Annotated in this window: 5 protein-coding genes; all 5 read left to right on the top strand. The window is 47.1% G+C overall.

Translation table 11 applies throughout. From position 1 onward, the window contains the following. A partial coding sequence (locus RM811_RS00195) for a hypothetical protein (protein WP_402519475.1) occupies nt 1-534 on the top strand: 534 nt, incomplete at its 5' end. Nucleotides 535-890: 356 nt separating this feature from the next. Further along, entirely contained in the window at nt 891-1,967 is a 1,077-nt protein-coding gene (locus RM811_RS00190) for an efflux RND transporter periplasmic adaptor subunit (protein ID WP_402519472.1), read from the top strand. Between the two features lie 5 nt (nt 1,968-1,972). Next, nucleotides 1,973-5,020 carry an efflux RND transporter permease subunit gene (locus RM811_RS00185; protein WP_402519470.1) on the top strand — a complete coding sequence of 1,016 codons (3,048 nt, stop codon included), beginning with the start codon at nt 1,973-1,975 and terminating at the stop codon, nt 5,018-5,020. Between the two features lie 327 nt (nt 5,021-5,347). Next, nucleotides 5,348-5,869 (top strand): hypothetical protein, encoded by a 522-nt coding sequence (locus tag RM811_RS00180; RefSeq protein WP_402519468.1) that lies wholly within the window; start codon nt 5,348-5,350, stop codon nt 5,867-5,869. Nucleotides 5,870-6,870: 1,001 nt separating this feature from the next. Next, nucleotides 6,871-7,737: helix-turn-helix domain-containing protein (locus tag RM811_RS00175; RefSeq protein ID WP_402519465.1), on the top strand; the 867-nt coding region annotated here is incomplete at its 3' end.

Below are 7,737 nucleotides of genomic sequence, written 5' to 3'. Positions count from 1 at the left end.
TTCACTACCGGGGTTCACCTGTTCAGAATCTGGCGGGAAAACCAGGCAAACGAGATCATAGAAGAACAGAGACAGAGCTTTGTTGCTGAATTCTTGAAACAACAGCAAGCTGCCCTGGGTGAAGATTTTGAAGACGTAAAGCCAGTGTTAATGTTTACCGCTGCAACCCTGGCCACCAAGAAATTTCCTTACCAGTCATCCTGCACAGACGCCCATTCAGGCGATGCGATTTCTGGTTCCGGCAGGCGTGCAACGGATAAAGATAAAGAACTTTACCGCCAAATAGCCACCTTGAAATCCAGTAACCCAAAAGCAACGACTCAAGAAATCATCCGTTCAATTCAGGGAGCCACTAAGGGCCACACCGGTTACACCAGTGCTATCCATAAGATGATCATGGAAAGAAAGCTAACCACCTTTGAACAAATCAAAGAGTATTGCTTAAACAGGGGAAAAGGCTCTTCAATGGTTAAACAGCGGCTGACCTACGTCCCTATCACTCTGGAAGTGTATTCAATGGCCGGTGTCATTTAACCCGTAGTACTCTGGGAGCCTGTCAATAATTCTGTGTCATCCCCACCCTGGGTGAACACACCTTTCGATCAAGCCAATCAGACATAAAATACAGCGAATATGGCATAGCCAGAGTCCTGAAACGCAGATATTCTCCAAAGCTAAATACTGGCTTGTCAATTTATACGATCAGTGGATTTTTAAAGGCATCTTAAAATTATTTAATGGCAAAAAAATTCTACCATTGTGAATCTCGTTGATTCAAAAATATCAGTTTCGTCAATACAGACTTGCTCTCTTTTGTTCGTTCTACACATTAATGTTTTTTCATAAAGATTAACGATCAATAACTTAAAATCATCTTAGAGGACAAACAAATGTTCACCCGTAAACCTTTGAGCACTGTCATTATGTTAGTTATGGCATTAAGTCTCGCGGGCTGTAGCGAACCCGAACAAGCCGCTGCAGACAACCGTCTTTCCAGCACTCCCCGTCCGGCCATGATTGAAACCATCAGCAGCCGATATGTGGCACCGGACTTTGCTTATATTGGTACCGTCAGGGCTGCGCAAAAAGCAGAGCTGTCCTTTGAACTCTCCGGCAAACTGGTCTCTATAAAAGTCAAAGAAGGGGATTTTGTGGAAAAAGGGCAGGTTATTGCCGAACTTGATAAACAACAATTGCAGAATAATTATCAATCAAGCCTGACTGAATTCAAAAAAGCTGAAAAAGATACTCAACGGCTGGAAACCCTCTACGAAGCCAACAGAGCCATCGCTCTCAGTGATCTGGAACAATCCAGAACACAACGGGATATTTTAAAAAATCGTCTTGATAATGAGCAACGACTACTTGAGAACGCCACACTGCGCGCCCCTTTTGCAGGAATAATCGCTCGTCAGCTGGTTGATGAATTTAACTTTGTCCAGGCCAAAGAAACTATCTTCAGTTTGAAAAACCTTGACGATTTGGAAGTTGAATTCAATATTCCGGGTTCTGTAGTATTGACCAGCACGGATGAAGTCAGGTCGGTAGTGGTGTTTGATCAGCTTCCTGACCTGAAATTGCCGGTAAAATTCAAATACATTATCACTGAAGGCGATCATACCACCCAAACCTATAGAGTCATTTTCTCTTTACCGAAAACCGATCAGGCCAATATCCTGCCCGGCATGTCTGTCACGATAATTCCGGACGCAGAAGCACCTGTTGAGAACAAACAGCGCAGTATTCTGATTCCATTAAAATCGATCATTTCTGATAATTCCGGCAATAAATTCAGCTGGAAGGTGGCGGTAGATGGCACCGTAACCAGAACTAAAATTGAAACCGGAGCGCTCATAGGTGACAAGGTCAGGATTGTTAGCGGACTGACGAGGGGAGACCAGATTGTCACCACCGGAGTCAACAGCCTCCGTGATGGCATGAAAGTCCGTCCACTGGGTCTGGAGTAAAACCTGTGAATATCGCTGAATATACGCTTAAAAAAAGTTTTATAGCCTGGGTCGTCACCCTTCTGGTGCTTATTGGCGGGTGGATGGCGTACCAAAATCTGGCACGGTTTGAGGATCCGGAATTCGTCATTCGCTCAGCAATGATCATCACCCAATACCCCGGCGCCGATCCTGAAATGGTGGCAGAGCAAGTCACCGACAAACTGGAAGAAGCCATACAAACCATGCAGGAAGTCGATGAAGTGACTTCCGTGTCTGAAACCGGCTTGTCCAAAATCACGGTGTCCATCAAGCGGGAATTCGCCCCGGACAAAGAAAACCTGCAACAATCCTGGGATAAACTCCGGCGCAAAATCAATGATATCAAGGCGCAACTGCCTCCCGATGCCAAAGAGCCTATTGTGCAGGACGATTATGGTGATGTTTACGGACTTTATTATGCGGTAACCGGAGACGGCTACAGCAACAGGCAGATCCAGAATTATGTGGACATGCTGATGAAAGAGATCGCTAAAGTTCCCGGTGTTGCCCGAACCACCAAACAGGCTCAGCACAGTGAAGGAATTTTTGTAGAAGTTTCCCGGGAAAGAGCCGCCCGGTTAGGTGTCAACCTGAATACGGTTATTGATGTATTGAATAAACAGAACAAAGTGTCTTCTGCTGGCAGTCTGGAAGCGGATGAAATACGCATCCCAATTCTACCTAAGCTATATACCACCACGATAGACGACATTAGTGAACTCACCGTTGCGATGGGTGCTGATCAGCAATTGATCCGCATCAAAGATTTGGCCAGAGTCTACCGCGACTACCAGCCTCATCAGCCAATGACCATGTATTACAACGGACAACCTGCCATTGGCTTTGGCATTGCCAATATTTCCGGCGGCAACGTTGTGGCAATGGGTGATGCCGTTAAAGCCAAACTGGCAGAGCTGGACAGTCTGCGTCCGGTTGGCATGGAGTTACACCCGGTATCCATTCAGTCGGATTCGGTTCGTCAGTCGGTGGATGGTTTTGTTATTAACCTGGCCGCCGCTGTCGCTATTGTTTTTATCGTATTGCTCCTGTTTATGGGCGTACGCTCTGGCATCATCATTGGCTTTGTACTGCTATTGATTGTGGCATCCACCATGATCATCATGCTGGTCGATAATATAGCCATGCAACGTATCTCCCTTGGGGCGCTCATCATCGCCCTGGGTATGCTGGTTGATAACGCCATTGTTGTGACTGATGGCATTCTGGTGCGCCTGCAAAAAGGAGAAGAGCGTCGCAACGCCGTGAGCAATACCGTCAAAGCAACCGTATGGCCTCTGTTAGGCGGCACTATTGTGGGTATTCTTGCTTTCAGTGCCATCGGCCTTTCACCTTCGGACATGGGTGAATACGCGGGCTCTCTATTCTGGGTTATCTGCTACTCCATGTTTATGAGCTGGGTGTTTGCCATTACCATCACTCCCCTGCTCTGTCACTACTTCCTGAAAGCAGACAAGGTGGATCAAAACGCGAAACCATCCAGAACTTTGCATGCTTATCGCAGCCTGCTGGTCTGGGTACTGGGTCATCGTCTTATTGCTACCAGTATTGTTATTGCCATGCTGCTGGGCGGCCTGGTCGCTCTTGGCAATGTACCCTCCGGATTTGTCCCGGATTCTCAGCGCCCCCAGTTTGTGGTTGACCTGTATTTGCCTCAGGGTACTGATATCAGGAAAACCGATAAGCTGACAAAACGTGTAGCGGATCTGGTGCGACAGAAACAAGGGGTGACTAACATCACCAGCCTGGTTGGCGCTGGCGGTTTACGCTTTATGCTAACCTACGCCCCTAACACGACAGATTCTGGCTATGGTCAGCTGCTTATTGATGTTGAAGACTTCACTGTCATCCCGGGATTAGTAAAAAGCCTTCAGGAGGAATTGACCGCAACATTCCCTCAAGCCAGCTTTAAAGTCTGGAAGTTTATGCTCGGCCCCGGCGGTGGCAAAAAAATTGAAGCCGCCTTTAGTGGTTCCGATCCGGTGGTTTTGCGGCAACTCAGTGAGCAAGCCAAAACCATGATGGCCGACCAGCCTGACTTAATAGCCGTTCAGGATGACTGGCGAGAACAGACCGCCGTACTCAAGCCCGTCTATCGCACTGAACTGGCTCAAAAGCTGGGCCTGTCTCAATCTGATTTGAACCTGGCTCTGGAACAGAACTTCAGCGGACGCACTATTGGCGCATTCCGTGAAGGCAACGACTTGATCCCTATCATTCTGCGAGCACCTGAAGCTGAGCGTGAGCGTGCGGAACAGATCAACGATGTGATGGTTTCCAGCAACATAACCGGCTCAGCCGTACCCATCAGTGAGCTGATTAAAAACATCGAGCTGGTGTGGCAGGACGCCATGGTTCGCCGCATTGACCGTACCCCAACCATCAAAGCGCAATCGGATCCGGCCCCCGGCGTGCTGACCGGGGAAGCATTTGCCAAAATCCGCCCTCTGGTAGAAGCCATTCCCCTGCCGCCGGGTTATACCCTTGAGTGGCACGGTGAATACAAGAGCTCCAGCGAGAGCAATGGTGCTATTGTCGCTGCCATTCCCTGGGGATTCCTGGCCATGGTGCTGGCAGTGATCATCATGTTTAATGGCTGGCGGCAACCGCTGGTCATCTGGTTAACAGCCCCTCTGGCTATCATTGGTGTTGCCATTGGGCTTAGCAGTTTCAATGAGCCCCTGGAGTTCATGGCGCTACTGGGTTTCCTGAGCCTTATTGGTATGTTAATCAAGAACGCGATTGTTCTGGTGGACCAGGCGGACGTTAATGTTCGGGAAGGCATGGAACCCTACCACGCAATCATCGACGCCGCTCTGAGTCGTGCCCGCCCGGTGATACTGGGTGCCTTAACAACCATCATGGGGGTTGCACCGCTTTTGGCAGACCCTTTCTTCAAGAGTATGACAATTGCCATTATGTTTGGTCTGCTATTTGCCACAGTTCTGACACTGATTGTGGTGCCTTTGTTCTATAGCCTGGTCTTCAGAATCAAACCTCTGGCAGTGCATTAAGTACGGGAGGCAGTAAACCAGAATTTTGCCACGGAGACACGGAGGCACAGAGAAAAGCAAAGCTTTAAACAAAAAGCTCTTCTTTATGCCTTTGTGCCTTTGTGGTGAAAAAATACCCCCTTGGGCCTGATCGAAATCAGGATATTATTTAAAGACAATTATTTGCTTCTGTCATTTAACAGAATCAGACATAAAAAACATAAGAATGTGCATGTTTATTCTTCATCACAGTGAGTAAAGTTTTAACAGTCTCTTTTTCTGGATAAATAAAAACAGCAAACCTGATACAACATCCGGAAATACAAAATTTAACAGCGGATAATCAATATGCATCTGGCATTTTGCAAAAAAGAAATTAAGCTCAACGTCATCATGAATCTTCTATTAAATGGAGCGATTGCCTCGTTTGTGTTTGCGCCCCTGGCAAAGATCGCCCTTATCGGTAATGGAGATACCTTTGCAAATACCATTGCCTTTGACCTCGGGCTTGGTACATTTCTGGTGGCTTTCTTTGTTTGTTTTTTCACCATGTTCAATATCGAAAAAGCGATGAAGAAAAATTCTCTCACGGGCCTGACCTGGGATAATGGTTCTTTTGATAAACAACTGACCAACCTGTTACCTCAGGGCAAATTAAAAACAACAATGGTCTCTCTTATATTCGCATTCGGGCTATTTTATCTTCCAACAGTATTCGTCGTTCACTATGGTATGGAAGGCACCATGTCCGGCATGGCCTATACCATTTATAAAACCCTGTACTTCACAGTTCTTGCTTTTCTGCTGGCTTATGCAGCATCACGAAATGCTGTGACAGACAAGAATACTCTTCAAGCCGCCACGGCTTAACGCCCGTTGTCGCCAGAAAGCCGGGTCATATATGATCCGCCCCGCGATGCAAGGAAAAGTTTTCCATAATGACGTTAAAGAGTAATGCTTCCACTCTCTTAATAAAGAGTCCAGCTTTTGGAGTGAGGCCTCAATGCCTCTGGCCCTGATGGAATCCGCTCACTCCCATCTCATCAGGTCTGCGGCCTCTATGGGCCCTGGACCCCGTTTTCCGGAAAACTGAGTATTGGGCATTAATGCAACCATTCGCGCACTTTACCAGCCTGTTTTCCGTTGTTTCCAAGAAGATTAAGACTTACTGATGTAAGTCACAATCACATCAGCATTACCTGTTGATGGAGTCACCTGTTGGCGACCCTGATTAAAACCGCACAATAAGCGATAAACAGAAGAACACAATAAGCTATAATCCATGAATCATGAGAATCTATAACCGGTACTAATATGAACGATACGTCCAAAAAACTGGCCGAATCGCTGGAAGTATTGAAAAAAAATCGTTGAAAAAAAATCGGGGTCAAAAAAAATCGGGGTCAGGTCTTTCATTTTGCATAACTAACGTCGTCTACCACATGAAAGCCTGAACCGGTTCTGTCGTTTTGCATTCCAAAAATAGACAATCCTTTGTTTGTTCATGCTAATGCAAAATGAAAGACCTTACCCCCAGTCTCTCCGTCTCTCCGTCTCTCCAGAACCTCTACACCCAGATAACTGCGACAAAGTATCATAGCTAAAGCTGACCGGCTAAAGCCGGTGGTTTTAATCTTACGAAGGACTAATAAATTGCCCATTCAGGACAACTGTCTTTATCAATTTAACCGCCAACTCCGCTGTCATCCTGTACAGGGATTGTACAGGATCCACTCACAGGGAGGTGAATGCTCTGGCAGCTTGCTACCCTTGCCGGGTGAATTCCGTATAATCCCGGTAATTGCTCCTGCATTACTCTACCTCCTGCATCCATGCAGTATGATTCAATGCTCAATGACTGGAATAAGGTCATGACAGCAACGGCAGAGCTGACCGATAAAGATGCCAACCGCTTCCTCCGTCGACTGTTCGACTCTGTTGAATCCGATCAGCAGTTCTTCAAATACCTGAACGTTGCCTCTCGAGGGTTGTGCGTAAAAGGGTCATGGACAGACCACTCGATTCTTCGTCCCCAGACGAAAGCGGGCTGGACTATTCACGTTACCCTGAAAGGCTCCGGTTATTACAACTGCGTCAGAACCACACTGCAAACTCAACCGGATGATATTCTTCTATTCAGTCCAACCGCCTATCTGGCTGTTCGCCGGGCAGGAGACTGTGACCAATGGCTTTATTCCTGGGTTACGTTTCAGGATGAGGGCGGTATAAAGGATATGCTTAACTGGCCAGAAATAGCTTCTGGTATTCATCACATAAGAACACGCTCGCAGAAAAAACTGACACAAATTACCGCTGTCATCGAGTTTTTGGCACAGCAGGGTTGGGATAAAGACCCCACCGAAGTCAAAATAAGAACAACCTGTGTGGAACACCTGCTGTTGCGCTGTCATCAGATCATGGAATCTGAGGGCTATCATCGCACAGACCCAAGAGTTCAGTCCGCCATTCGCTTTGTTGAAGATAACCTGTTCTCGGACCTTTCCATTGACAAAATAGCAGACGCGGCCTGTCTATCCGCTTCTGCCCTGGCGCTCCTGTTTAAAAAGTATTCCGGGATCAGCATCATGCAATGGCGAGAGGAAAAACGGATGGCGGCAGCCTGTAATAAACTGATTCATACTGACAGGCGAATTGTTCAAATCGCCGATGAGCTGGGATATGTCAACCAGATGTATTTCTCCCGCTGCTTTCGCAAGTATATGAAAATGCCGCCATCT

It is taken from the genome of Endozoicomonas sp., assembly GCF_031844845.1.
In the GTDB taxonomy this organism is placed as follows: Bacteria; Pseudomonadota; Gammaproteobacteria; order Pseudomonadales; family Endozoicomonadaceae; genus Endozoicomonas.
The sequence above is the reverse complement of the archived record's forward strand: the minus strand, read 5'-3'. Positions and strand labels throughout refer to the sequence as shown.

Bases quoted from the DNA above. Each gene is read 5' to 3' on its own strand.
- RM811_RS00180 (WP_402519468.1), top strand. From the start codon at position 5,348: ATGCATCTGGCATTTTGCAAAAAAGAAATTAAGCTCAACGTCATCATG.
- RM811_RS00190 (WP_402519472.1), top strand. From the start codon at position 891: ATGTTCACCCGTAAACCTTTGAGCACTGTCATTATGTTAGTTATGGCA.